General features: G+C 74.0%; 19 protein-coding genes and 1 pseudogene. 10 read left to right on the forward strand and 10 right to left on the reverse strand.

The window, feature by feature from the left end; all coding sequences use genetic code 11:
- The coding region (locus tag GPA10_RS20805) for an SDR family oxidoreductase (RefSeq protein WP_157166951.1) at window positions 1-940 on the reverse strand (940 nt) is incomplete at its 3' end.
- Between the two features lie 80 nt (window positions 941-1020).
- Entirely contained in the window at window positions 1021-1785 is a 765-nt protein-coding gene (locus GPA10_RS20810) for an SDR family oxidoreductase (protein WP_157166821.1), read from the reverse strand.
- A 70-nt stretch (window positions 1786-1855) separates the two neighbouring features.
- On the opposite strand from GPA10_RS20810, the gene GPA10_RS20815 reads away from it, so the two are divergent.
- The 4 genes from GPA10_RS20815 to GPA10_RS20830 all read left to right on the forward strand — a co-directional run bounded on the left by GPA10_RS20815 (window position 1856) and on the right by GPA10_RS20830 (window position 5611).
- Window positions 1856-2614, forward strand: a complete 759-nt coding sequence (locus tag GPA10_RS20815; protein WP_058851411.1) for an enoyl-CoA hydratase family protein — start codon at window positions 1856-1858, stop codon at window positions 2612-2614.
- A gap of 158 nt (window positions 2615-2772) precedes the next feature.
- Window positions 2773-3624, forward strand: coding sequence for a CoA transferase subunit A (locus GPA10_RS20820; RefSeq protein WP_157166952.1), 852 nt, complete (start codon window positions 2773-2775; stop codon window positions 3622-3624).
- Window positions 3621-4478, forward strand: a complete 858-nt coding sequence (locus GPA10_RS20825) for a CoA-transferase subunit beta (RefSeq protein WP_198351658.1) — start codon at window positions 3621-3623, stop codon at window positions 4476-4478. The genes GPA10_RS20820 and GPA10_RS20825 overlap by 4 nt, the downstream gene beginning before the upstream one ends.
- Before the next feature lie 71 nt (window positions 4479-4549).
- On the forward strand, window positions 4550-5611 hold the full coding sequence (locus tag GPA10_RS20830; RefSeq protein ID WP_246259519.1) for an NAD(P)H-dependent flavin oxidoreductase: 1062 nt from the start codon (window positions 4550-4552) through the stop codon (window positions 5609-5611).
- 200 nt (window positions 5612-5811) lie between these two features.
- On the opposite strand, the gene GPA10_RS20835 is transcribed toward GPA10_RS20830, so the two are convergent.
- The 4 genes from GPA10_RS20835 to GPA10_RS20850 form a co-directional block, all read right to left on the reverse strand.
- On the reverse strand, window positions 5812-8460 hold the full coding sequence (locus GPA10_RS20835) for an ATP-binding protein (RefSeq protein ID WP_157166822.1): 2649 nt from the start codon (window positions 8458-8460) through the stop codon (window positions 5812-5814).
- Between the two features lie 205 nt (window positions 8461-8665).
- On the reverse strand, window positions 8666-9823 hold the full coding sequence (locus tag GPA10_RS20840; RefSeq protein WP_157166823.1) for an acetyl-CoA C-acetyltransferase: 1158 nt from the start codon (window positions 9821-9823) through the stop codon (window positions 8666-8668).
- Between the two features lie 49 nt (window positions 9824-9872).
- Window positions 9873-10460: a TetR/AcrR family transcriptional regulator gene (locus GPA10_RS20845; RefSeq protein WP_058851469.1), complete on the reverse strand. Its 588-nt coding sequence runs from the start codon at window positions 10458-10460 to the stop codon at window positions 9873-9875.
- 150 nt (window positions 10461-10610) lie between these two features.
- Window positions 10611-11417: an SDR family oxidoreductase gene (locus GPA10_RS20850; protein ID WP_343041160.1), complete on the reverse strand. Its 807-nt coding sequence runs from the start codon at window positions 11415-11417 to the stop codon at window positions 10611-10613.
- Between the two features lie 186 nt (window positions 11418-11603).
- On the opposite strand from GPA10_RS20850, the gene GPA10_RS20855 reads away from it, so the two are divergent.
- From GPA10_RS20855 to GPA10_RS20870, 4 genes are all read left to right on the forward strand, one after another.
- Window positions 11604-12737 (forward strand): acyl-CoA dehydrogenase family protein, encoded by a 1134-nt coding sequence (locus GPA10_RS20855; protein WP_157166824.1) that lies wholly within the window; start codon window positions 11604-11606, stop codon window positions 12735-12737.
- Complete coding sequence (locus GPA10_RS20860) at window positions 12737-13894, forward strand: acyl-CoA dehydrogenase family protein (protein ID WP_157166825.1); 1158 nt, start codon at window positions 12737-12739, stop codon at window positions 13892-13894. Before GPA10_RS20855 ends, GPA10_RS20860 begins: the two co-directional genes overlap by 1 nt.
- A 175-nt stretch (window positions 13895-14069) precedes the next feature.
- On the forward strand, window positions 14070-15260 hold the full coding sequence (locus tag GPA10_RS20865; RefSeq protein WP_343041161.1) for an anhydro-N-acetylmuramic acid kinase: 1191 nt from the start codon (window positions 14070-14072) through the stop codon (window positions 15258-15260).
- A gap of 326 nt (window positions 15261-15586) precedes the next feature.
- On the forward strand, window positions 15587-16519 hold the full coding sequence (locus GPA10_RS20870; RefSeq protein ID WP_157166827.1) for a DUF2510 domain-containing protein: 933 nt from the start codon (window positions 15587-15589) through the stop codon (window positions 16517-16519).
- A gap of 275 nt (window positions 16520-16794) precedes the next feature.
- Here the strand turns inward: GPA10_RS20870 and GPA10_RS20875 are convergent, their stop codons facing one another.
- Window positions 16795-17457: a TetR/AcrR family transcriptional regulator gene (locus tag GPA10_RS20875; RefSeq protein ID WP_058851402.1), complete on the reverse strand. Its 663-nt coding sequence runs from the start codon at window positions 17455-17457 to the stop codon at window positions 16795-16797.
- 226 nt (window positions 17458-17683) lie between these two features.
- Here GPA10_RS20875 and GPA10_RS20880 point away from each other — a divergent pair, with 226 nt between their 5' ends.
- Together GPA10_RS20880 and GPA10_RS42575 are read left to right on the forward strand one after the other, a co-directional pair.
- Window positions 17684-18556, forward strand: a complete 873-nt coding sequence (locus tag GPA10_RS20880; protein WP_157166828.1) for a phosphatase PAP2 family protein — start codon at window positions 17684-17686, stop codon at window positions 18554-18556.
- Window positions 18557-18564: 8 nt separating this feature from the next.
- Window positions 18565-19392 (forward strand): annotated as a pseudogene (locus GPA10_RS42575) (DMT family transporter); the annotation flags it as partial.
- A gap of 634 nt (window positions 19393-20026) precedes the next feature.
- Here GPA10_RS42575 and GPA10_RS20890 read toward each other — a convergent pair.
- The 3 genes from GPA10_RS20890 to GPA10_RS20900 form a co-directional block, all read right to left on the reverse strand.
- Window positions 20027-20854 carry an LURP-one-related family protein gene (locus tag GPA10_RS20890; protein WP_058851400.1) on the reverse strand — a complete coding sequence of 276 codons (828 nt, stop codon included), beginning with the start codon at window positions 20852-20854 and terminating at the stop codon, window positions 20027-20029.
- A gap of 196 nt (window positions 20855-21050) precedes the next feature.
- A complete protein-coding gene (valS, locus tag GPA10_RS20895; protein ID WP_157166829.1) occupies window positions 21051-23744 on the reverse strand; it encodes a valine--tRNA ligase in 2694 nt (897 codons plus the stop codon).
- Window positions 23745-23895: 151 nt separating this feature from the next.
- Window positions 23896-25956: a phosphocholine-specific phospholipase C gene (locus GPA10_RS20900; protein WP_157166830.1), complete on the reverse strand. Its 2061-nt coding sequence runs from the start codon at window positions 25954-25956 to the stop codon at window positions 23896-23898.
- Between the last annotated feature and the right edge of the window lie 246 nt (window positions 25957-26202).

The raw sequence follows: 26202 nt of genomic DNA on the forward strand, positions 1-26202 counted from the left end.
TGCCCCCCACTAACAAGGGGGGGGGGGGGGTGACATTAAAAAAAATCTCCAGGGCCACCGCGCCCGCCTCGGCGGCACCGTGACGGCTGCCCTTGTCCAGGCTCGGGCCGGGGCGCCAGCCCTCCATGACGGTGATGCGGCCCCCCTCGGTCTCGAAGACGCGGCCGGTGACACCGGCGGAGGACTCCGAGCCGAGCCAGACGACCAGGGGGGACACGTTCTCCGGTGCCATGGCGTCGAAGGTGCCGGGGCCGTCGTCCTCGGGAGGAGCCATGGCGTCGGCGAAGGTCTGCTCGGTCATACGGGTCCGGGCGGCGGGCGCCACGGCGTTCACGCGCACTCCGTAGGCGGCCAGTTCGGCCGCCGCCACCAGGGTGAGGCCGAGGATCCCGGCCTTGGCGGCGCTGTAGTTGCCCTGGCCGACGCTGCCGAAAAGGCCCGCGCCGGAGCTGGTGTTGACCACGCACGCGTGCGGCGTCCGGCCCTGCTTGGCCTCGGCGCGCCAGTGGACGGCGGCGTGCTTCAGAGGCAGGAAGTGGCCCTTCAGATGGACGCGTACGACGGCGTCCCAGGCCTCCTCGTCGAGGTTGACCAGCATGCGGTCGCGGAGGAAACCCGCGTTGTTGACGAGGGTGTCCAGGCGGCCGTACGTCTCCAGGGCGGCCCGCACCAGGGAGGCGGCGCCTTCGGAGGTGGCGATGTCCCCGCGGTGCGCGACGGCGTCGCCGCCCGCCGCGCGGATCTCCTCGACGACGTCCTGCGCGGGCCCGCCGGACGTGCCGGTGCCGTCGAGTCGCACTCCGAGGTCGTTGACGACGACGCGCGCCCCCTCGGCGGCGTACGCGCGGGCGTGCGCGCGTCCGAGGCCCCGGCCCGCACCGGTGACGATCACGACACGGCCCGCGCAGATCCCGGATCCCGCGGCGGTGTTCGCCTTCATACGCGCACTCCCCTTCATAGGGTGGACAGACGGCTTCGTGGACAGACGGCTACGTGGACAGACGGCCGGACGTGTGGATGTCAGTGGTTCACGGAGGCCGCGCCGAGGAACGCGGGCCGCTCGCCGCCGCCGTGCAGGTGCAGCGCGGCGCCACTGACATACCGCGCGGCGTCCGAGGCCAGGAAGAGGCAGGCGTCCCCGACGTCCGCCGGGTCGGCGAGGCGGCCGAGCGGGACCGTACGGCCCACCGCGGCGACGCCCACCTCGTCGCCGTAGTGCAGGTGGGAGCTCTCCGTGCGGGTGAGGCCGAGCACGACGGTGTTCACGCGCACGTGCGGCGCCCACTCGACGGCCATGGTGCGTGCCAGGTTCTCCAGGCCCGCCTTGGCGGCGCCGTAGGCTCCCGAGCCCGGTGAGGGACGGGTGCCGCTGACACTGCCGATCATGACGATGACCCCGCCCTCTTCCTGACGGCGCATCACTTCGTAGACACCCAGGGAGGCGTAGAGCGGGGACAGCAGGTTCAGCTCGACGATCTTCGTCTGGCGGGCGACGGGCGACTCGGCGAGCAGCCCGAACGGCGTGCCGCCCGCGTTGTTGACCAGGACGTCGATCCGCCCGTGGTCGGCCGCCACCCCGGCGAAGAAGTCGGCCGCCGCGGCAGCGTCGCGCACATCGAGGACGCGGAACTCGGCGGCGGCGCCGCCCGCTTCGACGGGCGCGGCGGGGGGTCTGCGGGCGCACACGACGACGCGCGCTCCGGCGGCGAGGAAGCGTCGTGCGATGCCCGCGCCGACACCGCGGGTGCCGCCGGTGACCACGACCGTCTGTCCCTTGTCAGTCATGGCTGCTACCTTCCAGACAACTAACAAATGTTTGGTTGATGGCGCTGGTCGAAAGGTAGCGGATTCCCCGATGTCTGTCTCCACCTCGGCTCCGGAGAGCGGCGTGGCCGTCGTCACCGTCGACCACGCCCCGGTCAACGCCCTGCCGGTGCGGGGCTGGTACGACTTGGCGGACGCGGTGCGCGCGGCGGGCCGGGACCCCGGTGTCCGCTGCGTGGTGCTCGCCGCGGCGGGCCGCGGGTTCAACGCGGGCGTGGACATCAAGGAGATGCAGCGCGACGCCGGGCACGGAGCGCTGCTCGGCGCCAACCACGGCTGTGCGGCGGCCTTTTCCGCGGTGTACGACTGCGAGGTCCCGGTGGTCGCCGCGGTGCAGGGCTTCTGCCTCGGCGGCGGCGTCGGCCTCGTCGGCAACGCGGACGCGATCGTGGCGGCCGACGACGCCACCTTCGGCCTGCCGGAGCTCGACCGCGGCGCGCTCGGCGCCGCCACGCATCTGGCGCGCCTGGTGCCGCAGCATCTGATGCGGGCGCTGTACTACACCTCGCGCACGGCGACCGCCGCCGAACTGCACGCGCACGGCTCGGTGTGGCGGGTGGTGCCCCGCGCGGAGCTGCGCGCGGCGGCCCTGGAGCTGGCCCGCGAGATCGCCCGCAAGGACGGCACGCTGCTGCGCCTGGCCAAGGCCGCGATCAACGGCATCGACCCGGTCGACGTGCACCGCAGCTACCGCTTCGAGCAGGGCTTCACCTTCGAGGCCAGCCTCAGCGGCCTCGCCGACCGCGTCCGCGCGGACTTCGGCCGGACGGAGACGGGGGGACCCCGATGAACGACGCGCACGGCGGGCACGGCGCACCGGACGGACGCGGCGGTTACGCCGGACCGGACGGACGCGGCGGACTCGACGAACCGGACAGGCACGGCGGACACGGCGGGCCGGACGGGCACGCCCGCGATGCGGGGAGGGGCGGCGGGGCCGGGAAAGTCATGACGGTCGACGCGATCGTGGGGCGCCTGGAGAGCGGCATGACGCTCGGCATCGGCGGCTGGGGCTCGCGCCGCAAACCGATGGCCCTGGTGCGGGCGCTGCTGCGCTCCGACGTCACGGACCTGACGGTGCTTTCCTGCGGCGGCCCCGACGTCGGCCTGCTGGCCGCGGCGGGCCGCGTCCGCAAGCTGGTCGCACCGTTCGTGACCCTCGACTCGATCCCGCTGGAGCCGCACTTCCGGGCGGCCCGCGAGCGCGGCGCCCTCGAACTGGTGGAGCTGGACGAGGCGATGTTCCTGCAGGGGCTGACCGCGGGCGCCCAGCGGCTCCCGTTCCTGCCGGTCCGGGCGGGCCTCGGCTCGGACGTCCTGCGCGTGAACCCGGCGCTGCGTACGGTGACGTCGCCGTACGCGGACGGGGAGGAGCTGGTGGCGGTCCCCGCCCTGCCCATGGACGCGGCCGTCGTGCACCTCGACCGCGCGGACGCCCTGGGCAACGGCCAGTATCTGGGCCCCGATCCGTACTTCGACGACCTGTTCTGCGAGGCCGCGGACACGGCGTACGTGACGTGCGAGCGGATCGTGGCCACCGCCGAGCTGACCCGCGACGCGGCGCCGCAGACGCTCCTCGTGTCGCGGTACGCGGTGACGGGGGTCGCCGAGACCCCCGGGGGCGCCCACTTCACCTCGTGCGCGCCGGACCACGGCCGCGACGAGGCCTTCCAGAGGGAGTACGCCACGGCGGCGCGCACCCCGGACACCTGGCGGGCCTTCACGTCCCGCTTCCTGTCCGGCACGGACGAGGAGGACTACCGCACGGCCGTGCGGTCCTGGCACGAGGAGCAGCGATGACAGCACCGACACCGCCGCCACCGAGAGCGGCACCGGCGCCAGCACCGCCACCGCCACCGCCACCGCCACCGCCACCGCCACCGCCACCGACGACGGTCACGCGGGCCGAGTACTGCGTGGTCGCGTGCGCCGAGGCGTGGCGGGGAGACGGCGAGGTGCTCGCCGCCCCCATGGGCACGGTGCCCACGATCGCGGCGCGCCTGGCAAAGCTGACGTTCGCACCCGAGCTGCTCCTGACCGACGGCGAGGCCCTGCTGATCGGCGACGCGCCGGCGGTCGGGGCGCGGTCGGCGGTGACGGAGGGCTGGCTGCCGTACCGGCGCCATCTGACGATGGTGATGGGCGGCCGTCGGCACGTGATGATGGGCGCGAGCCAGATCGACCGCTTCGGCAACCAGAACATCAGCTGTGTCGGCGACTGGCGGCAGCCCACGCGCCAGCTCCTCGGGGCCCGTGGCGCGCCCGCCAACACCCTCAACAACCCCGTGAGTTACTGGATCCCGCGGCATTCGCCCCGGGTGTTCGTCGAGCGGGTCGACATGATCTGCGGCGTCGGGTACGACAGCGCCGCGGCGGCGGGCCCGTCCGCGACGCGCTTCCACGAGCTGCGCCGGGTGGTTTCCGACCTGGGCGTCTTCGACTTCGGCACGCCGGAGCGCGCGATGCGGGTGGTGAGCCTGCACCCGGGGGTGACCGCCGACGAGGTCCGCGCGGCCACGGGCTTCCCCCTCGGAGGGCTCCCGGACGGCCCGCTCCCGGACCGCACGCGGGAGCCGACCACCGGGGAACTCCATCTGATCCGAGCCGTCCTGGACCCGGCGGGGCTGCGCGAGCGAGAGGTGCCCGCGCCGTGACCGCGCTGCCCGGACCGCGGACGGAACTGACCCGGCTGGTCGGGGTGCGGCACCCGCTCGTGCAGACCGGCATGGGCTGGGTGGCGGGCCCGCGCCTGGTGTCGGCGGTGGCGAACGCCGGGGCGCTCGGCATCCTGGGGTCCGCCACGATGACGCCCGAGCGGCTGCGTGCGGCGGTGCGGAAGGTCCGGTCCCGTACGCAGGCGCCGTTCGGGGTGAATCTGCGCGCCGACGCGGGGGACGCCCGTGAGCGGGTGCGCATCATGATCGAGGAGGGGGTGCGGGTGGCGTCGTTCGCCCTCGCGCCGTCCGAGGGCCTGATGGCGGAGCTCAAGGCCGCCGGTGTCCTGGTGATCCCGTCCGTGGGGGCGCGACGGCACGCGGAGAAGGTGGCGGCGTGGGGCGCGGACGCGGTGGTGGTGCAGGGCGGCGAGGGCGGCGGGCACACCGGCGAGGTCGCCACGACGGTCCTGCTGCCCCAGGTCGTGGACGCCGTGGACATCCCCGTGATCGCGGCGGGCGGCTTCCGCGACGGCCGGGGCCTGGTCGCCGCGCTGGCGTACGGGGCGGCGGGCGTCGCGATGGGCACACGCTTCCTCCTCACCGCGGAGTCCACCGTGCCGGACGCGGTGAAGGCCCGCTATCTCGCGGCGACGGCCGGGGACATCACGGTCACCACGCGTGTGGACGGCCTCCCCCACCGCATGCTGCGCACGGACCTCGTGGCCGCCCTGGAGCGGTCGGGCCCCCTCCGCTCCCTGCTCCGCGCCGTCCGTCACGCCTCCGCGTTCCGCCACGTCTCCGGCACGACCTGGCCCGGCCTGATCCGCGACGGCCTGTCCCTGCGCCACGGCGGAAACCTGTCCTGGAGTCAGCTCCTCCTGGCCGCCAACGCCCCCATGATGCTCAAGTCCGCCCTGGTGGACGGCGACCCGGACCGCGGCCTGATGGCCTCGGGCCAGGTGGCGGCCCTCATCGACGACCTGCCGACGTGCGCGGAACTGATCGAAAGAACGGTACGGGAGGCAACACGAACACTGGAAGCGCTGCACGCCCCCCGCCTCACACGTGAGGACGCCCCCGCACCCACCGACGAGCCCCAGCCCGCACAACCCAGCCCGCCCCACACTTGAGGACAGGCCCGCACCCGACAGCAGGCCCCAGCCCGGCCATCCCAGCCCGTCCGGCGCCTGAGGACGAGCCCGCAGGCCGACACCCCAGCAACGGCCCGGCACCCGACAACAAGCCCCAGCCCGCACAAACCAGCCCGTCCGGCGCTTGAGGACGAGGCCGCAGGCCGATCGACGGCAAGCCGGGCAGGGGCCGCCGGGACCTACACCCCGGCCAACTCCCGCTCGGCCCGGGCGGCAAGCCCATCCGCCCCGCACGCCCGCGCCAGGGCAAGCCCATGCTGCACGGCGTCGACGTCCCCCGCGGCGATCCCGTACTCGACACGCGCGACAGCGTGCTCGTACGCACAGAGCGACGCCTCCAGGTACGTCACGGCCTTGGCGTAGAGGGCCACGGCGCGCGTACCGGACGCGAGCCCCGCCGCGCAGCGCACCGCCTCCCCGATCGCCGTGTCCGTGCCGAACCGCTCGGCCTGCACGCGGGCGTCGCCGACGAGGTCGGCGGCGCGCCGCGGGTCCTCGTGCGCGAGCGCGCGGGCGAGGTCGTAGGCCCACGGTGCGAGCACGGTGTTGTACTGGCCGCGAGCGGTCAGCGCCTTCGCGGTGGCCTCCAGTTCGTTGAGGCCGTCCTCCGTGTGGCCGAGCGCGAGCAGCAGCCTGCCGCGTACGGACATGGCGTCGGGCACGTAGATCGTGGAGGCGGACGGCGGGGCGAAGCCGTACCGGTCGGCGACGGCCTTGGCCTCCTCGGCGTGGCCGCGGGCCAGCAGCGTGTCGATGAGCATGCTGGCGGCCTCCCAGTGCATCGGGAGTCCGCCCTGCCCCACGCGGTCGGCGAGCCGCAGGCTTTCGCGCAGCGACTTCTCGGCGTCCCTGAGCCGGCCGCGCCTGCGGTGCACATAGCCCAGGAAGGCGTGGGCGAGCGCGAGGTGCCCGCCGCTCCAGCCCGCCGACTCGTATGCCTTCACCGCTTCGGAGAACAGGCTCTCCGCGCGGTCGAGCCGGTCCGCGAAGGCGTAGGAGCTGCCGAGCATGAGGCGCAGCTCGAAGCTCCACTCGGTGTCGGTCCAGCCGAGACCGGGCGCGAGCCGGCCGTTGACGAGGGCGCGGTCGCACAGCTCGACGACCTCCTCGGCGTTCTCCCCGCGGGTCATCGCGTCGAAGGCGCGCAGGATGAGCAGCGCCCGCTCGGCGTTGTCGCGGCCGGTCAGCGGTCCCGCGAGCGCGGCGAGGCGGCGGGAGCGGCCCGGTGCGTCCTCCTCGCCCGCGTGGATGCCCTCCCACATGAAGTGGACGGCCTGGAGCCGCAGCCGGGCGGTGCCGTCGGGCAGTCGCGCGGCTTCCTCGTCGATGACGCGCAGGCCCTCGCCCAGTTCGTCGTTGTGCACGAGTGCCTGCGAGAGGCGGCAGACGGCGTCGACGCGCAGCTCCGGGCCGAGCCCCGTCAGCGACAGTGCCTCGCGCAGATGCCGGACGGTGGTGGCGGGTGAGGTGAGCAGGGTGGCGCAGCCGAGTTCGTAGAGCACGCGGGCGTGCACGCCGGGCCGGGGCGGTTCGCGCAGGGCCCGCTCCAGGCAGCGGCGGGCCGCGTCGGGGGCGCCGGTCGCGAGGTGTTCGGTGGCGGCCTGGCGGAGCTGGGTGACGAGTTCGGGATCGTCGTCGGGGATGACTTCGAGGAGGTGCGGCGAGGCCGCGGCGGCACCGCGCCCCGAATCCATGACGGCCCAGGCGGCCCGGCCGTGGAAGGCGGTGCGGGTGGCGGGCGGCATCGAGCGGTACACCTCGGAGGCGATCAGCGGGTGCACGAACTCCAGGCCCGTCTCGCCGCCGGTCACGATGCGGGCGGCGGCGAGCCGCTCCGCGCACCGCTCGGCGACGGCGAGCGGCATGGGGATGAGCGACGCGGCGAGTTCCACGGAGAACGAGGAGCCGAGGATGGCGGCGGCCCGGACGAACTGGGCGACGTCCGTGCCGAGTTCCTGGATGCGGTCGACGAGGCCGCGGCCGCGTGCCGAGCGGTTGAGGTCGCGCAGTTCGGCGGCGGAGCTCTCCACCGGTTCGATCTCGCTGTCCTGGACCTTGGCGAGCAGTTCCACGGACTCGTACGGATTGCCGCCGGTGACCGCCCAGACCTCACGGCAGAACGGGGCGTCGGCGTGCTCGCCGAGCGTGGCGCGGGTCAGGCCCGCGGCGGCGTCCGGGGTGAGGGCCTGGAGCACGGTCGTGGGGCGCGCGGCGGAGCGGACCGCGGCCAGGTGCACGGCGCTGTCGCCGCCGGCCTCGCCGGGGCGGTGGCCGACCACCAGGAGGACGGGCAGGTCGTCCAGCTTCTCGGCGAACGCGGCGAGCCACCGCAGGGTCTCCTGGTCGGCCCAGTGCGCGTCGTCGACGATGAGGACGAGGGGCCAGTGCACCCGGGCGAGGCGGGTGACGACGTCGACGAGGCCGTCGCACACCGCCTGCGGGTCGGGGCGGCCGCTGCCCGGCTCGGTGATGCCGAGGGCGGGGCCCGCGATGTCGTACCAGTCGCCCAGGTACTCGCGGGTCTCCTCGGGCGTGAGCGAGATCAGGGCGGGCTGGAGGAGTTGCCGTACGACCTTGAACGGGACCTCTTTCACGGTCTCGCCGCCGCGTGCCACCCAGACCGCGGCCGACCGGTCCCGCGCGATGCGGCGGGCCTCGGCGAGCAGCGCCGTCTTGCCGATGCCGGCCTCGCCGCTGAAGACGAGCAGACCGCCCCGGTGCGTCCGGTCCGAGCACAGATCGGCCACCGCGCGGTGGATCGCGGCGAGTTCCGTCTCGCGCTCCCACAGCGGGGCCCAGGCGCCGCCACCGGGCCGTCCCTGCGTCATCGCGCTACCTCCAGGGGTCGCTCAATCGACGTACAGAACTTGAGACTAGCCGGGCGGGGGGCGTCGCGGTGCGCGGTCCGTGCAGCTACTCCCACATGGAGTGACAGGTTGTCATATGCCACTGCCGCTGCCGCTGCCGCGCGGTCGCGCCCGGAGAGGGCGGCCGGAACCCGCCACGGCGGCTTCGGCGGCGGCCGCGCGCGGTTCACAGCCGTTCGATCACCGTGACGTTGGCCTGGCCGCCTCCTTCGCACATGGTCTGGAGGCCGAACCGGCCTCCGGTGCGCTCCAGTTCGTGCAGCAGGGTGGTCATCAGGCGGGCGCCGGTGGCGCCGAGGGGGTGGCCGAGGGCGATGGCGCCGCCGTTGACGTTGACGCGGCCGGGATCGGCTCCGGTCTCCTTCAGCCAGGCGAGGACGACCGGCGCGAAGGCCTCGTTGATCTCGACGAGGTCGATGTCGTCGAGCGTCAGACCGGTCTTCTTCAGGGCGTGTGCCGTGGCGGGGATGGGTGCGGACAGCATCCGGATCGGGTCCTCGCCGCGCACCGAGAGGTGGTGCACGCGGGCCCGGGGCGTCAACCCGTGGTCGCGGACGGCCTGTTCACCGGCGAGGAGCAGGGCGGCTGCGCCGTCGGAGACCTGGGAGGAGCAGGCCGCGGTGATGGTGCCGCCGGCGACGACGGGGGTGAGTCCCGCCATCCTCGCCGCCGTGGTGTCGCGGCGCGGCCCCTCGTCCGCGGTGACGCCCGCGAGGGGGGCGAGTTCGCGGTCGAAGCGGCCCTCGTCGGCGGCGCGCAGGGCCCGCCGGTGGGAGCGGAGCGCGAACTCCTCCATGTCGGCGCGGTCTATGTCCCATTTCTGGGCCATCAGCTCGGCGCCGTGGAACTGGCTGACGGGCCGGTCGCCGTAGCGGGCGCGCCAGCCCTCGCTGCCCGCGAACGGGCCGTCGGTCAGGCCGAGGGGCGTCGCGGCCTGCCGGGACGCGAAGGCGATCGGGATCATCGACATGTTCTGCGTGCCGCCCGCGACGACGAGGTCCTGGGTGCCCGACAGAACGGCCTGCGCGGCGAAGTGCAGGGCCTGCTGGGAGGAGCCGCACTGCCGGTCCACGGTCACGCCCGGCACCTCCTCGGGCAGCCCGGCGGCCAGCCACGCGGTGCGCGCGATGTCCCCGGCCTGCGGCCCGACCGCGTCCAGGCAGCCGAGGACGACGTCGTCCACGGCGGCCGGATCGACGCCGGAGCGCTCCATGAGCGCGCTCAGGACGTGGGCGCCGAGGTCGGCGGGGTGGACCGCGGCCAGGCCCCCGCCCCGCTTGCCGACGGGCGTGCGGACCGCTTCGACGATGTAGGCCTCGGCCATGGCTGCGTACTCCTCGCGGTCGTGGCGCCGTACGGGCGACGGCGCGCGCTTACGTGCGTACGGCGATGCCGTCCAGGACCATCGACAGGTACTGGCGGGCGATCTCCTCGGGGCTGTGGCCGCCGCCGGGGCGGTACCAGGACGCGGCGACCCAGACCGTGTCGCGCACGAAGCGGTAAGCGAGGCGGATGTCCAGGTCGGCCCGGAAGGCGCCTTCGGTGACGCCCCGTTCCAGCGTCGAGAGCCAGGCCTTCTCGAACCGCTGCTGCGACTCGACCAGGTACTCGAACCGGGTCTGGGTGACCAGGTGTTTGGACTCCTTCTGGTAGATCGCGACGGCGGAGCGGTGCCGGTCGATCTCCCGGAAGGACTCGGTGACGAGGGCCTCCAGCGTTTCGCGCGGGCCCAGTGGTGCGGACAGGACGCTGTCGTAGCCGTCCCACAGCTCCGTCAGGAACGTGCGCAGGATCTCTTCGAGCATCGACTCCTTGGAGTCGAAGTGGTAGTAGAGGCTGCCGGCGAGCATGCCCGCGGCGTCTGCGATCTTGCGTACGGTCGTGGCGTTGTAGCCCTGTTCGGCGAAGACGTCCGCGGCGATGCCGAGCAGCTCGCCGCGCCGCTCGGGCGAGGGGGTCACCGGGGGCTTCTTCTTGCCGCGGGCGGCCCGCTCGCCGCCGCCCGGCCTGCCGTCGGCGACCTGCTTGCCGCCGCCCGGCTCACTGCTGGTGGTCTGCTTCGCGCTGGTGTCGCTGGACTGCTTCTGATTCGGCACACGGTCATTCTCCGCCTAGGGGTGCCTGCTGCTGACCGAGACCGTCTCCCCCGTCATGTACGAGGAATAGCCGCAGGCGAGGAAGACGATCACGTTGGCCACCTCCCAGGGCTCGGCGGCGCGTCCGAACGCCTCGCGTGCGGTGAGCTCGTCCAGGAGTCCGCCGGAGGTGACCTTCGCCAGATGCGGGTGCAGGGCGATGCTGGGCGCCACGGCGTTGACGCGGACACCGTCGGGTGCCGCTTCCAGGGCGGCGCAGCGGGTGAGGGCCATGACGCCGGCCTTCGCCGCCGCGTAGTGCGCCTGGCCGGGCTGTGCGCGCCAGCCGAGCACCGAGGCGTTGTTCACGACGATGCCGCCGCGGCCGGCGGCGCGCAGGCGGCGCAGGGCGGCTCTGGTGCAGCGGAACGTGCCCGTGAGCGTGGTGCCGAGGACCGTGTCCCACTGGTCGTCGGTCATGTCCGCGAGCAGGGCGGTGCCGCCGAGACCCGCGTTGTTCACGACGATGTCCAGGCCCCCGTGGTGCCGCTCGGCCAGGTCGAACAGGGCTCCGACCTGCGCCTCGTCCGTCACGTCGCACGCCGCGCCGTGCACGCGCCCGGCACCGAACTCCTCGGTGAGCCGCGCGACCGTCTCCTTCGTGCGGCGCGCGTGCACGTCGCCCACGACGACGCGCGCGCCCTCCTCAAGGAAGCGGCGTGCGGTGGCGCCGCCGATGCCCGCTCCCGCCGCCGCCGTGACGACGGCCGTGCGGCCGTCGAGCAGGCCGTGACCGGCCACGTACGACGCCGCCGTCCTGTCCGCGTCGACCACTCCCGCCACCCCCTCACCCGGAACTCCTCCGAGGCCGCCGAGCTTCTCCGCACGCGTCGGGCGCCCGTCGGGCTCTTCTCGGGCACTCCTCGGTACCTCTCGTTGCTTCTCGTTGCTTCTCGACGAATGCCTCCCCCGCACGGTAACCTACCAAACACTTGTTAGGGAAGATGCCCGGGTGGAAGGCGGACCGGCATGGACCTCGATCTCACGGCGGCGCACAAGGAGTTCGGGCGCCGGGCGCGCGCCTGGCTGGCCGGCCACGTGCCCCGGCGGCCGCTGCCGTCCCTCGAAACGGCGGAGGGGTTCGCCGCCCACCGTGCCTGGGAGCGCGAACTCGCCGCGGACCGCTGGTCGGTGGTGTCCTGGCCCGAGGAGTACGGCGGGCGCGGCGCCGGGATCGTCGAGTGGCTCCTGTTCGAGGAGGAGTACCACGGGGCGGGCGCCCCGGGCCGGGTCTCGCAGAACGGGATCAGCCTGCTCGCGCCCACCCTCTTCGACTTCGGCACGTCCGAGCAGCGCGCCCGTCTGCTGTCTCCCATGGCGCGCGGCGAGACCGTCTGGGCCCAGGCCTGGTCGGAGCCGGAGGCGGGTTCGGATCTGGCCTCGCTGCGCTCCACCGCCCGCCGCGCGTCCGGCGGCTGGGTCCTGAACGGGCAGAAGACGTGGTCGTCGAGGGCCGCCTTCGCCGATCGCGCCTTCGGTCTGTTCCGCAGCGATCCCGCGGCGGACCGGCCGCACCGGGGCCTGACGTATCTGATGTTCCCGCTCGACGCGGACGGCGTCACGGTGCGGCCCGTCGGGCGCCTGGACGGCAAGCCCGCCTTCGCCGAGCTGTTCCTCGACGACGTGTTCGTGCCCGACGAGGACGTGATCGGCGAACCGGGCCAGGGCTGGCGCATCGCGATGTCGGCGACGGGCGACGAGCGCGGTCTGACGCTGCGTCCGCCGGGGCGCTTCCTCGCGACGGCGGAGCGGCTCGTGCGCGAGTGGCGCGCGCACGGCGACCCCTCGGACACCGCACTGCGCGACCGGGTCGCCGACGCGGTGATCGGGGCGCGCGCCTATCAGCTCTACACCTGGGCCGGGGTGGCGCGCGGCGCCGCCGGTGCGCCGCTCGGCGCGGAGTCGAGCCTGAACAAGGTGTTCTGGTCGGAGCACGACATAGCCGTGCACGAGACCGCGCTCGACCTGCTTGGGACGGAGTGCGGCGACTGGACCGAGGGGTATGTGTTCGCGCTCGCGGGGCCGATCTACGCGGGCACCAACGAGATCCAGCGCGACCTGATCGCCGAGCGGCTGCTCGGCCTGCCGAAGGGACGCCGGTGATGCGGTTCCTCCTGGACGACGAGCAGCGGGCGTTCGCGCGCTCGCTGGACGGCATGCTGACGGCCGCCGGCACCCCGGCGGCCGCGCGCGCCTGGGCCGCCGGGGAGCACGCCCCCGGACTCGCCGTGTGGCGCGGGCTCGGCACGGCCGGTGTCTTCGCCCTCGCGGCACCCGAGGAGCACGCGGGCGTGGGACCGCTGCCCGTCGAGACGGCCGTCGCCTTCGTGGAGCTGGGACGGCACGCGGTGCCCGGACCGCTCGTGGAGACGGTGGCGTCGGTGGCGCTCCTGTCCCGCCTCGCCGAACTCGGGTCGCCGGACGCGGCGGAGCGGCTGCTGCCGGGGCTCGTCGGCGGCTCGGCGGTGGCGACGCTGACACTCACCGGCGTCGGCGTCGGCACCGGTACCGACGCCGGTGTCGGTACCGGCACCGGCACCGACGCCGGTTTCGACGCGGGCGGCACCGACACCGGCGCGGGCTCCGCCACCGGCCCCCGCGCCCTGGATCCGGACGCCGCCACAGTGTTGCTCGCCGCCGGTGACGGCGAGATACGGCTCGCCCCGGGGCACACGGACCCGCGCGCGACCCTCGACCCGACCCGCCGGTCGGCCGGGCTCCTGCCGGGCGGCGAGCGGCTGGCGTCCGGGGCGCACGCGGACACCGCGGCCCGGCGGGCACGCGACTGGGCGGCCCTGGCGACGGCAGCGCAGTGCCTGGGAGTCGGGTACGCGCTCCTCGACCGCACGGTGGCGTACGTGCGCCGGCGGGCGCAGTTCGGGGTTCCTGTGGGTTCCTTCCAGGCCGTCAAGCACCGGCTCGCGGACGTCCTGGTGGGCCTGGAGTTCGCGCGGCCGCTGGTGTTCGGGGCGGCGGTGGCCCTGGCGGGCGGGGACCGGCAGGCCGAGGTGGACCTCGCCGCCGCCAAGGTGGCCACCGGGGACGCGGCGCACCAGGCGGCCCGCGCCGCGCTGCAACTGCACGGCGCCATCGGGTACACGGCCGAGTACGACCTGTCCCTGTGGCTCCTGAAGGCACGGGCACTGCGGGGCGCCTGGGGCGGGCCGGAGGAATGGCGGGGTCGGGTGGTGCGCGCCGTCGGGGAGGTGCGTGCTGCCGGAGGGCGAGTGCCGTCCGGGGGTGAGTGCCGTCGGGGGTGAGCACCGTCCAGAGGGGCGCCGTCGGGGGGTGACGGGGCCCGCGGTCTCAAGGATCATGGAGGCGGCACCCGGCGAGGCGGGGGCGGCACCCGGCGGTACGGGCGCGGTCCCCGGCCGGACGGGGCAGCACCCGACCAGACGGCGGGGCAGCACACGGCGAGACAAGGAGACCTCCGTGCGCGTGATCGGTCTGATGTCCGGCACCTCCCACGACGCCATCGACGCCGGCGCCGTCGACCTGACCCTCGAAGACGACTGCCTCCGGCTCACGCCTCTCGGCGTCATCAGCCGCGCGTACGACGAAGGCCTGCGAGCGGCCCTCACCGCGGCCCTGCCGCCCGCGTCCACGACCCTCGCCGACGTCTGCGTCCTGGACACCCGCATCGGCAGGGCGTTCGCCGAGGCGGCCACGGAGGCGGACCGGGAACTGTGCGACGGGCGCGCCGAGTTGATCGCCTCGCACGGGCAGACGGTGTACCACTGGGTGGCGGACGGCCAGGTGCACGGCACGCTGCAGATCGGTCAGCCCGCGTGGATCGCGGAGGCGACGGGCCTGCCCGTGGTCGCCGACTTCCGGCCCCGTGACGTGGCGGCGGGCGGGCAGGGCGCGCCGCTGGTCAGCCTCGTCGACCAGCTGTGGCTGCGCGGCCGCCCCGGCACCCCGGTCGCCCTGAACCTCGGCGGTATCGCGAACATCACCGCCCCGGACGGCACGGCCTTCGACACCGGGCCCGCCAACGCGCTGATCGACGCCGCGGTGCGCGAACTGACGCCGCAGGGCCGGACCCAGGGCCTCGCGTACGACAGGGACGGCGCGATCGCGGCCCGCGGCACCGTGGACGGCGACCTCCTGGCCCGGCTCCTGGCCGAGCCGTACTACGCGCTGCCCGCTCCCAAGACCACCGGCAAGGAGCTCTTCCACGCGGCGTATCTGCGCGCGGCCCTCGCGCAACACCGGTCGTCGGCACCGGTGGCGCCTGAGGACGTCGTCGCGACCCTCACGCGGCTCACGGCGGTGACGGTCGCGGACGCGCTGCGCTCGGTGGGCGCCACCGAGGTCGTCGCGTCCGGCGGCGGCATCCGCAATCCCACGCTCCTCGCCATGCTGCGGGCGGAGTTGGGGGCCGGCGTACCGGTACGCGGCTCCGACGCGCTCGGCCTCGCCCCGGCGGCGAAGGAGGCGTACGCGTTCGCGGTGCTCGGCTTCCTCACGGCACACGGCCTGCCCGGCACGGCCCCGGCGAGCACGGGCGCCCGGCACGCGAGCGTCCTCGGTTCCCTCACGCCGGGGCGTGCGGGGCTGCGGCTGCCGGGAGCGGCGGAGGGGGTGCGGGCGCCGACGCGCCTGGTGGTGGACGGACACTGACACCGGCACCGACACCGGCACCGACACCGCCGCTGACACCGGCACTGACACCGGCACCGACACTGACGCCGGCACTGACGCCGACACCGACGGCTCCGGACGCGAGCGGGACGCGGCCGGACGGTGTCCCCGGCGCGGCCGGAGCGCGGACCCGACGCTGCCGGAACACGGCCAAGACGTGTCCGATGCACGGCCAAGTCGCGGCCGATGCACGCCGGGAGCCCGATCGCAGCACGGCCGGAGCCCGGCCGCAGCGCGGCCGGAGCGCGAGCGAGGAGCACACCCCTCTCATCCGGCTTTCACCCGGTGCTCATACCCTGACGCCCATGACGCACGCGACTCCCCCGGGCTGGTATCCCGACCCCGGGCAGATACCTGGTGCCCCGCCGTCCGAGCGATGGTGGGACGGGACCACGTGGACGGAACACGTCCGCGCGCCGGGCGGTGGCTTCGGCGCCGTCGCTCCCTACCCGCAGCAGCCGCCGGGAGCCCCGCGGCGCCGGACCCGTACGGCCGTCGTCGTGGTGGTGGCCCTCGCGGTGCTCGCCGGCATAGCGGGCGGCGTGTACGCGCTGACCGCGGACGACGACGGCGATGACGACAACAGCGCCAAGCCCCCGGTGTCCGCGGGGCCTTCGGAACCCGGCAAGGGCGGCGAGAAGCCCGGCAGGCCCGACCCAACGGGCCCGTCCGGCCCGTCCGGGGGGCCCGAGGCCGAGGAGGGCTTCGCCACCGACGTCGCGAGCGGCATCAGCATGCCCGTCCCGGACGGCTGGGAGGGCAAGTCGAACGGCATCGGCTCCAGCGTCACCACCGGCCAGTACCCGTGCCCCGGCGACGACACCAAGGTCTGCGTGCGCGGCGGCGCCTTCTCCGCCCCGGCCCGCAGCCTGAAGGTGAAGGAGACCGATCCCGAGGCGGCGGCCAAGGCGGACATCGGGAAGAACGCCGAGGAGTCCTACGGCGGCAAGATCTACGGCGGCAGGCTCGTCTCGCACAAGGTGCTCGCGTCGAAGGCGGTGACCGTCGCCGGCCAGAAGGGGTATCTGGTCCGCTGGAAGGCCGTGAACCGCAAGGGCCCGGACGGCTATGTCCAGTCCCTCGCCTTCAAGTCGCCCGCCGACGACATGACGCTCGTCCTCGTGCGCTTCGGCGTCGACGTCCACGACGACGCGCCGCCCATGTCGTCCATGGACGAGATCACCAAGGGCATCAAGGCCGCCAAGGGCGGCGGCGGAGGCGACGGCCAGCAGGTCTGAGCGGCCCACCCCGCAAGGGCCCCGCCCGCTCCGCCGGAAGGAGCCCCGAGGCGCAGGTGCCGTGCGGTCCGAAGGAGCCCGCAAGAGCAGATGCCAGGCACCCTGAGGGGACCTGGAAGAGCAGATGCCGGGCCCCCGAAGGGGCTTGGAAGTGCAGGTGCCGGGCGGGCTGAAGACCTTCAGCCCGCCCGGCACCGGGACGCGCGCCGCCCCCGTCCCCACGGTGCGGCGCCCGGCGGGCCCGGTCCGGTCATCCACCGGCCCCGGGCCCGCGTTCAGTCGGCCGCGGCCGGTGCCCCCGCGGTCGCCGGGCTCTCCACGAGCCCCAGCACCGGCAGCAGCACCGCCTCCACGAACCGCGTCAGATACGCCGCGTCGGCGTCCTTGCCCTCCACGAGGGGCCGCGCCCGCAGCACACCGAAGAGCTGGACCGTGAGGAACTCCGCCGCCGGGTGCCCCTCGGCGATCTCCCCGCGCCCCACAGCGCGCCGCACGAACCCGTCGATGGCCGCCACCTCGGGCTCCACCAGCGCCTCGCGCAGCGCGTACTGGAGATCCTCGTCCTGCAGCACGGCATGGCTGAGGGCCTGCTCGATCATGGTGTCGCGCACCGCCCAGCTCGACGCCGCGCGTGCCGCCTCCCGCAGGTCACCGGCGAGCGAACCCGTGTCGATGCCCGCGAAGCGCACACAGCGGTTGGCGCGCAGCGCCGCCGCCACGAGCTGCGGCTTCGTCTTCCACTGGCGGTAGAGCGTGGACTTGCTGCAGCGGGTGCGCGCGGCCACCCCCTCCATCGTCACGGCCTCGTAGCCGCACGCGCGGAGCTGGTCGAGGACCGCGTCGTAGAACTCCTGCTCGCGCTCCGGCGTGATCTTGGAGCGTCGCGACGCCGCCACCTGCTCGCAGAGCTCGTCGTGAACCCGTTCCCGCGGCGTCATCACTGGTCTCCTCGGTGCGGTGGTCCGCCGGTCCACGCGCGGCGGACCCTTTCGGTGCGTCTTCGGTACGTCTTCGATACGTCAGTGTACCGGTACGCACCCGTATCGGTACGCTCCAGTATCGGTACACTGACGTATCGGTACAGTGGCGTATCGGTACACTGGCGTATCGATGTGCCACCCGGTCGTCACGTACAACCCAGTCGTCACGTAAAGGGGCCGGCGGATGGATTCCCGCACCGAGCCTGCGGAACAGGAGCCGGAGACAGCCTCCGGGCGGCCGGACAGCCCTGCCCGGCCGCCGCTCGTGCGCGAGCTGCTCCTCGTAGCCGGTCTCTTCCTCGTCTACAAGTTCGGCCGGCAGCTCGCAGCCGGTCACACCGGCGAGGCGTTCCGCAACGCACGGCACCTCTGGGACGCCGAGCGGTTCCTGCGCCTGCCGGGCGAGGGCTCCCTCCAGGGCGCCCTGCTCGACGGCGGCGACACCCTCGTACACGTCGCGAACACCTACTACGCGACGGTGCACTTCCCGGCGACGCTGCTCTTCCTGGTGTGGCTGTATGTGCGCAGGCCCCGGCACTACGTCTGGGCGCGGCGGATCCTCGCCGCGCTGACCGCCGCCGCGCTCGCGCTGCACCTCGGCTTTCCGCTGGCGCCGCCGCGCCTGCTGCCCGCCGCGCACCTGGTGGACACGGCCCAGGTGTACGGGCCTTCGGTGTACGCCGCCGAGCCCGCGTCCGACACCATGGCCAACCAGTTCGCCGCCATGCCGTCGCTGCACTTCGGCTGGGCGCTGATGGTGGCCGTCGGTCTGATCGTCGCCACCAGCTCCCGGTGGCGCTGGCTGTGGCTGCTGCATCCGCTGCTCACGCTGCTCGTGATCGTCGGCACCGCGAACCACTACTGGCTGGACGCGCTCGTGGCGACCGCGCTGCTCGGCATCGCGCTTGCCGTGCTCCGGCTGCCGCGACCGGCCCGTTCCCGGATCGTCCGCCGCTCCGCGCCCGGAGTCGCACCGGCGCCCCCGGCCCCCCGGGCCGCCCCTCCCCCGCCCACTGTCGCGGCACCCCGCGCACCGGTGTCCGGAGCGTCCCGATGACCGGCCCGCTGGGCGCGACCCTTCTGGCCGTCGCGCTCTCGCTGGTGTCGGCCGTCGCGTACGCCGCCGCGGCCGTCGCCCAGGAGCGGCTCGCCGCGCGGATGGCGGACGGCGGCGGACAGGTACTGCGGCTGCTCGGCAGCGGCGCGTGGTGGTCGGCGGTCGGCCTGAACGCGGCGGCGGCGATCCTGCACGTGGCGGCGCTGAAGTTCGGGCCGCTCACCCTCGTGCAGCCGCTCGGCGCGCTCACCCTGGTGGCCGCTGTGCCGCTGGGGGCGCGGCTGGCCGGGCGGCGGGTCACCGGCCTGGAGTGGCGCGGTACGGGACTGACCCTGATCGGGCTCGGCGCGCTGCTGCTCACCGCGTCGGGGCCGGAGCCCGACGACACGCTCACGCTGCCGGAGGCGGTGACGGTCGCCGCCCTGACGATGGCCGTCATCGGGCTGCTCTCGCGGCCCGGTACCCGTCCCGGTCTGCGGCACGCGACCGCGTCCGGCTTCGCGTCGGGCGTGGCGTCCGCGCTCACGCAGACGGTGACGGTGGCGGCGACCGACCGGTCGGGCCCGGTCCTGAGCGGGCAGGTCGTGGTCGTGGCGCTGCTCGTGGCCGCGCTCGCGGTGGGCGGTCTGCTGCTCTCGCAGACCGCGTACCGCGGGGGCCTCGGCGCGCCCCTCGCCGTGGTGACGCTCGCCAACCCCGTGGCGGCGTCGGCGATCGGCGTCGCCCTGCTGGGCGAGCGGCTGCGCGGCGGCGCGGGCGGAGTGCTCCTCGCCGTGACGGGCGCGGCGATCGCCTCGTACGGAGTGGTGGTGCTCACGCGCTCGTCGCAGCGGGTCGTCGGCGGCGGCCCGGTCGGCGGCAGCCTGGCCGGGGCCGATCCGGTCGGCATCGATCCGGTCGGTGCCCATCCGCTCGGCGGCAGCCTGGCCGGGGCCGATCCGGTCGGCATCGATCCGGTCGGTGCCCATCCGCTCGGCGGCAGCCTGGCCGGGGCCGATCCGGTCGGCATCGATCCGGTCGGTGCCCATCCGCTCGGCGGCAGCCTGGCCGGGGCCGATCCGGTCGGCATCGATCCGGTCGGTGCCCATCCGCTCGGCGGCAGCCTGGTCGGAGCCGATCCGGTCGCCGCCGACCCGCTCGGCAGTAGCGCCGTCAACACCGGCCCGATCGGCAGTAATCCCGTCGGCACCGGCCCGCTCGGCAGTAGCCCCATCGACACCGGCCCGATCGGCGGCAGCCCGATCGGACGCACCCCAGCGGACCCGCCCCCGACGGACCCCGCGCCCGGAGCCGGGGCCGAGCCCGAGCCCGCGGCGCCGGTCCTCGGCGCGGTGGAGGGCGGCCGTCTGGCCTCGATCCCGGTGCAGCCGGAACCAGCCACGGTCCTCAGGGGCACGCCGCACTAGCGCGCCGCCGCCGCGCCCCGACGGCGGCCCGCGAGGACGTGTCGGGGCGGCATCGCGGCGGCCGTCAGCCCAGGCCGCGCGCGTCCTGCTTCAGGGCCGTGTCGACGGTCAGGGCGGTGGCCACGACCAGGCTCAGGAGCGGGTCCGGGAGCTGGAAGTGGATCTGAAGGACGTAGTTGTCCGCGGTCGTGAACATCGTCTTGGCGAGGCCTTCCCAGGTCTTCGTGATCCGGGCGACCTCGGTGTCCGTGTGGTCGACGATCGAGAAGTTCCAGGCGCGCCAGTTCTCCGCCTTGATCGCGCCGACCTGTACGCCGTTCACGTTCATCGCGAAGTTGATCTTGCCGAAGACGTTCTGCTGGACGATCTCGCCCACGACCTGGCCGTCCGGGCGCTCCACGACGACCCGCGACTTCATGAACTTCCGCGGCCGGGTCATCAGGAGCTGCGGCGTGCCGTGCGCGTCGCGGATCTCCAGCTTGTGCGTCATGAACTGGTCGACGCTGGCGACGAAGCGGGCGACCTTCTTGAGAGTGCTCTGACCGACCTGGACGACCGAGCCGAGCTGGTTGCCCGACTGGTCCATGACGCTGTACTCGTTCGTCAGCTCGATCAGCTTGGCCTTCTGGTTCACCACCAGGACCGGCTCGCTGAACAGGCTCCCGCCGCCCTGGGCGGTGGGAGCGACACCCGCCTGCTGCTGCACCTGGCGCTGCACCTTGGCCGGGTCGGCGGGCGGGGCGACGGGCGGCGCGGCGGTGGCGGTCTGCGCGCCCTGCGGGGCCGCGTTCGTGTGGTCCGTCCACTGGGCGCCGTCCCACCAGCGGAGCAGCTGGGCGGCACCCCGGGGGTCGGGGTACCAGCCAGCAGGAGTGTTCGATTGCGTGGTCACCGGGGCACACTACCCCGAATGCCCCCGAGCCCGACCAGCCCCACGAACGCACTTTCCGCAGGCCGGGACACGTCCGTGACGGACCCGGCACCTCCGGCGGACCTAGGGCCTCTCGTCAAGCTCCCTCCTGCGGGCGTTGACGACAGCCCCTAGGGCCTGTCGTCAGACTCCCTCCTGCGGGCATCGACGACAGGCCTTAGGACGGGCCCCGGAACCGCACCTCCACCACGAGCTCCTGGGAGCCCTCGGGCGCACCCCCGGCGGGCAGCCCGGTGTCCACCCGTGTCACCTCGGCGATGCGGCCCGCGGCCCGCACGTCCGCCTCGACCAGGGCGAAGCGGTCGAGCGCGGCACGCGGTCCGCGTACCACGACCGCGCCGGCCTGTGCCCGCATCGAGAGCCGGGCCAGGGACTTCGCCTTGCGGACCCCGGCGATGACCTCGGCCGCGGTGGCGAGGGCCCGTCCGTCGCCGGTCCCCCCGAGCGACCGCAGCCGCTCGGCCGACGGCCACGCGGCGCGGTGCACCGAGCCCTGCGCGTACCAGGACCACACCTCCTCGGTGGCGAAGGGCAGGAACGGCGCGAACAGCCGCACCACGGTGTCCAGGGCGACGCGCAGCGTCGTGCGCGCGGAGTCTCGCGCGCCCGTACCGCCGTGGTCGCCGTACGCGCGGGACTTGACCAGCTCCACGTAGTCGTCGCAGAAACGCCGGAAGAACGCCTCCGCGCACTGAAGGGCGCGGGTGTGGTCGAAGGCGTCGAAGGCGGCCGTGGCCTCGTCGACGGCGGCCGCGAGGTCGGCGAGCAGCGCCCGGTCCAACGGCTCGGTGACGCCCCCGGCCGACGGCGCTTCGGCCGACGGCGCGTCGACCCCGGGCGCGTCGCCCGCAGACGCCCAGGCCACAGGTTCGGCGCCCGCAGGCGCACCGCCCGCCGCCTCGAAACCGAGCACGAACCTCCCGACGTTCAGGAGCTTCGTCGCGAGGCGGCGGCCGATCTTCATCTGGCCCGTGTCGAAGGCGGTGTCGGTGCCGGGGCGGCCGCTCGCCGCCCAGTAGCGCACCGCGTCCGAGCCGTGCGCGCGCAGCAGGTCGGCGGGGGTGACGGCGTTGCCCTTCGACTTCGACATCTTCTTGCGGTCGGGGTCGAGGACCCAGCCGGAGATCGCCGCGTGCCGCCAGGGCAGCGTGCCGTGCCCGGTATGGGCGCGCAGGAGTGTCGCGAACAGCCAGGTGCGGATGATCTCGTGGGCCTGCGCGCGCAGGTCCATCGGGAAGACCTTGGCGAACAGGTCCGGGTCCGTGAGCTGCCGCCCGGCGATCTGCGGGGTGAGTGAGGAGGTCGCCCAGGTGTCCATGACGTCGGGGTCGCCGGTGAAGCCGTGCGGCTTGCCGCGCCGGGACTCGTCGTGGCCGGGCGGCGCCTCGGCGCTCGGGTCGACCGGCAGCGCCGCCGTGTCCGGCACGATCGGGCGGGTGTGGTCGGGCGTGCCGTCGGCGTCCAGCGGATACCACAGCGGGACGGGCACGCCGAAGAAGCGCTGACGGCTGATCAGCCAGTCGCCGTTGAGTCCGCTCACCCAGTTGTCGTAGCGGATCCGCATGTGCGGCGGATGCCAGCTCAGCTCCGCGCCCCGCGCGAGCAGCGCCCCGCGCAGCTCCTCGTCGCGGCCGCCGTTGCGCACGTACCACTGGCGGGTGGTGACGATCTCCAGGGGCTTGTCGCCCTTCTCGAAGAACTTCACGGCGTGGGTGCAGGGACGCGGTTCGCCGTGCAGGTCTCCGGCGGCCCGCAGCAGCGCGACGATCCGTTCGCGGGCGGTGTGCGCGGTGGCGCCCGCGAGTTCCGCGTACGCGTCGACGGCGGCCGGTGACTCCACGCCGCTCGGGGGCGTAGCGAGGAAGCGGCCGTCCCAGCCGAGCACGGGACGCGTGCCGAGTCGCAGCTCGCGCCACCAGACGACGTCGGTGGTGTCGCCGAACGTGCAGACCATCGCGATGCCCGTGCCCTTGCCGGGGTCCGCGAGGGGGTGCGTGACGACGGGGACCCCGACGTCGAAGAGCGGGGAGCGGACGGTCCTGCCGACGAGGTCGCGATGGCGGTCGTCGTCGGGGTGCGCGACGAGGGCGACGCACGCGGGCAGCAGCTCCGGGCGGGTGGTGTCGACCAGGACGGTACAGCCGTCCGGCCCGTGGAAGCCGAGACGGTGGTAGGCGGCGGGCCGCTCCCGGTCCTCCAGCTCGGCCTGGGCGACCGCCGTGCGGAAGGTCACGTCCCACAGGGTGGGCGCCTCGGCGGCGTAGGCGTCACCGCGGGCCAGGTCGGCGAGGAAGGCCCGCTGGGAGGCGGCGCGCGCCTCGGTGCCGATGGTGCGGTACGTGTGCGACCAGTCGACGGAGAGCCCCAGCCTGCGCCACAGGTCCTCGAAGGCCTTCTCGTCCTCGGCGGTCAGGCGCTCGCACAGCTCGACGAAGTTCCGCCGCGAGACGGGCTGCTGCCGCTTGCCGGGGCGCTCGGGCGGGGTGAAGTGCGGGTCGTACGGCAGGGCGGGGTCGCAGCGGACCCCGAAGTGGTGCTGCACGCGGCGCTCGGTGGGCAGGCCGTTGTCGTCCCAGCCCATCGGGTAGAAGACGTTCTTGCCGCGCATCCGGTGGTGGCGGGCGACGGTGTCGGTGTGCGTGTACGAGAAGACGTGCCCGACGTGCAGCGAGCCGCTGACGGTCGGGGGCGGGGTGTCGACGGAGAAGACGTCGGACCGGGGACGCGTGCGCGCCCGGTCCGCGTCGAAGGCGTATACACCGGACTCGTCCCACCGCCTGGACCACTTGTCTTCGAGACCGTCGAGGACGGGCTTGTCCGGGGCGCCCTGCGGGCGAGGGGTGTCTGCCATGCCCCCGCATCGTAGGGCGCCGCGAAGGCGCTGTTCACCTGCTTTTCCGCGCTCCCGCCGGTCCTTTGCTTTTCCGCGCTCCCGCCGGTCCTTTGCCTTTCCGCGCTCCCGCCGGTCCTTGCCGCCACGGACCGGCGGGAGCGGACGCGGCTCAGACGGTCGCGAACGCCGGGTCGCTGACGCCCGCCTGTCCGGTCTCCACATGTCCGGCGAGGCGCCGCAGGAAGCCGGCGTCGGTGTCGGACACCACCGTCAGGTCGTACCAGCGCTGGGAGGCCCGCAGGTCCACGGTGTGCTGGACCGTCGCGCCCGCCTTGACCCCGATGGTCTCCTTGCGGCCGCCGTAGGCGTTGGTGACCGTGAGGCCGCAGTCCACCGGGCCCGCGTTGGTCAGGGTCAGGCGGATGTCACCGGTCGCCCCGTCGTGGCGGGCGGTGACCTCGGGCCCCGCCTTCCTGCCGGGGCTCCTGAAGGCGCGCAGGAAGCCGTTCGGGCCGAAGACGGTCAGGTCGTGACTGCCCGCGGAGTAGGCCGAGTTCCACGCGTCGGAGAGGGTCCTGCCCGCTTCGGCGGTGTACGTCCAGGGGCCGTCGGTGCGGTTGCCGGAGCGTACGTGGAAGCAGACACCCGCCGCGTCGCCGCCGCCGAAGGTGAGCCGGAACCTGCCGTCCGCGGGCGTGGCGTGGCCGTCCACCACGGGCGCGTAGGGCAGCGGCCGGGCCCGCCGGGAGCCGCGCTCCTGGCGGGGCAGGGCGGGGCTCGCGGGCGCCTTCGGGTAGTAGTCGGGGTGGCGCTCCTGGTCCGGCGGGCGGTATCCGGCGGTGTCGGGCAGGTCGCCCGGCCGGGTGTCCTTGCCGGTGAAGTCGAAGGCCTCGGTGAGGTCGCCGCAGACCGCGCGGCGCCACGGCGAGATGTTCGGCTCGTGCACGCCGAAGCGTTTCTCCATGAAGCGGATGATCGACGTGTGGTCGAGGACCCGCGAGCACACGAACCCGCCGGTGCTCCAGGGCGAGACGACCAGCATCGGCACGCGCTGGCCGAGCCCGTAGTGCCCGGCCGCGTACTGGGCGTTGCCCGGGAAGTGGTCGAGGGAGGTGGCGACCGTGGACAGGCCCTGGTTCGCGGAGGACGGGACGTAGGGCGGCACGACGTGGTCGAAGTAGCCGTCGTTCTCGTCGTAGGTGATGAACAGGGCCGTCCTGGCCCACACCTCCGGGTTCGAGGTCAGCGCGTCCAGGACCTGGGCGATGTACCAGGCGCCGTAGTTCACCGGCCAGTTCGGGTGCTCGCAGAAGGCCTCGGGCGCGGCGATCCAGGAGATCTGCGGCAGCTTGTCCGCCTCGACGTCGGCCCTCAGTCGGTCGAAGTACCCGTCGCCCGCCTTGACGTCGGTGCCGGTGCGGGCCTTGTCGTACAGCGGGTCGCCGGGCTCGGCGCTGCGGAAGGTGTTGAAGTACAGCAGGGAGTTGTCGCCGTAGTTGCCGCGGTAGGGGGCGTGCTCGAGCCAGCCCCAGCGGCCCGCGGCGTCCAGGCCGTCGCCGACGTCCTGGTACACCTTCCAGGAGATCCCGGCCTTCTCCAGGCGCTCGGCGTACGTGGTCCAGCCGTAGCCCGCCTCCTGGTTGCCGAGGACCGGGCCGCCGCCCTTGCCGTCGTTGCCGACGTGACCGGTGAGCATGTAGTAGCGGTTGGGGTCGGTGGCCCCCATGAACGAGCAGTGGTAGGCGTCGCAGACGGTGAAGGCGTCGGCGAGCGCGTAGTGGAAGGGGATGTCGCCGCGCTTCAGATACGCCATCGTCCGCTCGGACTTCGCGGGGATCCACCGGTCGTACGCCCCGTTGTTGAAGGCCTTGTGCCCGCCGGCCCAGTCGTGGTCGAGGCCCGCGATGAACTGCATGCCCAGATTGTCCTTGTCCGGGTGGAACGGCAGGACTTCCTTGCCCCCGCCTTGCTGGTGCCACACCGGCTTGCCGCTGGGGAGGGTGACGGGGCGCGGGTCCCCGAAGCCGCGCACGCCCTTCATGGTGCCGAAGTAGTGGTCGAAGGAGCGGTTCTCCTGCATCAGGACCACGATGTGCTCGACGTCCTTCAGGGAGCCGGTGAGCCGCCGGGCGGGCAGCGACGCGGCGCGGCTGACGCTCTGCGTGAGCATCGAGAACGCGGCCGTGCCACCGGCGAGTTGCAGGAAGCGGCGCCGGTTGATCTCAGGCATTGGGGGGTGACCTCGCGTGATGTGGGGGGATCCGAGCGGGTGCAGTGTGTCAAGGGAGCCAGGCTGACGGAAGGGGCAGGCGGTTTCGTGTCGGCGGGGTGACGGCGCGGCCAACCACGAATGCCGTCGTTGCGGGCTTGTGAACTCCCGCCCGCCGCGGAATGCGGGCGGTGCCCCGGACCTTGTGATCACTGAGTACGGCCGGTCCCCGCGGGGTGCCGGACCGCGGGCGAGACCGGAAGCGGA

The sequence above is a fragment of the Streptomyces typhae genome (assembly GCF_009755605.1).
Classification (GTDB): Bacteria; Actinomycetota; Actinomycetes; order Streptomycetales; family Streptomycetaceae; genus Streptomyces; species Streptomyces typhae.

Coding starts and splice junctions, on each gene's coding strand:
- valS (WP_157166829.1), bottom strand. CDS start 23,744: ATGGCAGACACCCCTCGCCCGCAGGGCGCCCCGGACAAGCCCGTCCTC.
- GPA10_RS20870 (WP_157166827.1), top strand. CDS start 15,587: ATGACGCACGCGACTCCCCCGGGCTGGTATCCCGACCCCGGGCAGATA.
- GPA10_RS20825 (WP_198351658.1), top strand. CDS start 3,621: ATGACAGCACCGACACCGCCGCCACCGAGAGCGGCACCGGCGCCAGCA.
- GPA10_RS20830 (WP_246259519.1), top strand. CDS start 4,550: ATGGGCTGGGTGGCGGGCCCGCGCCTGGTGTCGGCGGTGGCGAACGCC.
- GPA10_RS20900 (WP_157166830.1), bottom strand. CDS start 25,956: ATGCCTGAGATCAACCGGCGCCGCTTCCTGCAACTCGCCGGTGGCACG.
- GPA10_RS20815 (WP_058851411.1), top strand. CDS start 1,856: ATGTCTGTCTCCACCTCGGCTCCGGAGAGCGGCGTGGCCGTCGTCACC.
- GPA10_RS20835 (WP_157166822.1), bottom strand. CDS start 8,460: ATGACGCAGGGACGGCCCGGTGGCGGCGCCTGGGCCCCGCTGTGGGAG.
- GPA10_RS20880 (WP_157166828.1), top strand. CDS start 17,684: ATGGATTCCCGCACCGAGCCTGCGGAACAGGAGCCGGAGACAGCCTCC.
- GPA10_RS20840 (WP_157166823.1), bottom strand. CDS start 9,823: ATGGCCGAGGCCTACATCGTCGAAGCGGTCCGCACGCCCGTCGGCAAG.
- GPA10_RS20875 (WP_058851402.1), bottom strand. CDS start 17,457: ATGACGCCGCGGGAACGGGTTCACGACGAGCTCTGCGAGCAGGTGGCG.
- GPA10_RS20855 (WP_157166824.1), top strand. CDS start 11,604: ATGGACCTCGATCTCACGGCGGCGCACAAGGAGTTCGGGCGCCGGGCG.
- GPA10_RS20810 (WP_157166821.1), bottom strand. CDS start 1,785: ATGACTGACAAGGGACAGACGGTCGTGGTCACCGGCGGCACCCGCGGT.
- GPA10_RS20860 (WP_157166825.1), top strand. CDS start 12,737: ATGCGGTTCCTCCTGGACGACGAGCAGCGGGCGTTCGCGCGCTCGCTG.
- GPA10_RS20820 (WP_157166952.1), top strand. CDS start 2,773: ATGACGGTCGACGCGATCGTGGGGCGCCTGGAGAGCGGCATGACGCTC.